At 58.2% G+C, this 1,131-nt stretch carries 2 pseudogenes; both read right to left on the minus strand.

Annotated features, from left to right (window positions below):
- Window positions 1-103 precede the first annotated feature (103 nt).
- A pseudogene (locus A3C3_RS44890) lies at window positions 104-543 on the minus strand (IS5 family transposase); the annotation flags it as partial.
- Window positions 544-829: 286 nt separating this feature from the next.
- Window positions 830-1,131, minus strand: a pseudogene (locus A3C3_RS46440) (hypothetical protein); the annotation flags it as partial.

Below are 1,131 nucleotides of genomic sequence, written 5' to 3' on the forward strand. Positions count from 1 at the left end.
ATGCCACCCCACCATGACGCGCTCCTCCTCATCGGAACGCGCAGCATCAAGCCATCTTGGATAACAAATCGTTAACGTGCCAAAGTAGTGCTAGGGCATAGACTCATACCCACCTGATCCATATGCGTGTTGCAACGAGTTTGACGGCGGCGAGGAAGTTGCGGGGATCTTTGTCGTAGCGCGTTGCGATACCTCTGAACTGTTTGAGTTTATTGAAGAAACGCTCGACCAGATTGCGCTGCCGATAGACCCAGGAGCTGAAAGGGAACGTTTCCTTTCGATTCTGCTTCGCCGGGATGTTTGCCCAAGCACGTTTTTCTTTGGCGAGTGCTCGAAGGGCATTGGTATCATAAGCTCTCTGTCGGCCAGAAGGATTGCGCCCTTGTGCATGTCCTTCAACAGAGGTTCGGCCATTCGGCTGTCGTGAGCCTCCTCCGCCGTCAGGTCGAGACCAGTCGGTCTGCCGTCGGCATCGACGACGGCGTGAATCTTTGTGGTCAAGCCGCCGCGGGAACGTCCCATGCAGCCATCGTCTCGATCCCCTCACATGAGGAGTCTCGTTGTCAAGTGGCCTTCATCTCAACCCTTCCGCTTGGTATCCAAGGTGAGCCCGATTGCATATACCGGCCCGATTCACCGAGCCTGTACAACCTCACATCCGGTCGCCGCTCGTGGCGGCCGCACCAATATCCCGCTTTCGGCGGCAGGGCTCAGGAGAACGGGACGATTCTTTTTCTCGGCTGTTGAGGCCATAGGGGGATTCGGTCCGTCCGCCTGGATCCGTGGAACCTGTTCAGAGCCTCACGGAGTGGAAGAATTGCGGCTGTTGTCACGCTGGCTTCATGGCGGCTCCCTCGATGATGACGCCGGCGGTCGCATATTTCCACAGAGCCACTAGCAGCTTGCGGGCGAGCGCGACGATCATGGACTTCCGCAAGCGGCCACCGTTGCGCGCGACCCGTTCGTGGAACCAGCGGGCAAGATTCGTTGCCGGCTGATGGCGCAACCACAACCATGCGAGCTGGATCAGCGTCGTTCGCGCCGTCAGCATCGCGTCAATCACCATCGACAATGTGGGGTGCCCTGCAATCAACTCACGAATGCGCACTTCGAAACGCCCTCGGCTGACTT

Source organism: Rhizobium mongolense USDA 1844 (assembly GCF_000419765.1).
In the GTDB taxonomy this organism is placed as follows: domain Bacteria; phylum Pseudomonadota; class Alphaproteobacteria; order Rhizobiales; family Rhizobiaceae; genus Rhizobium; species Rhizobium mongolense.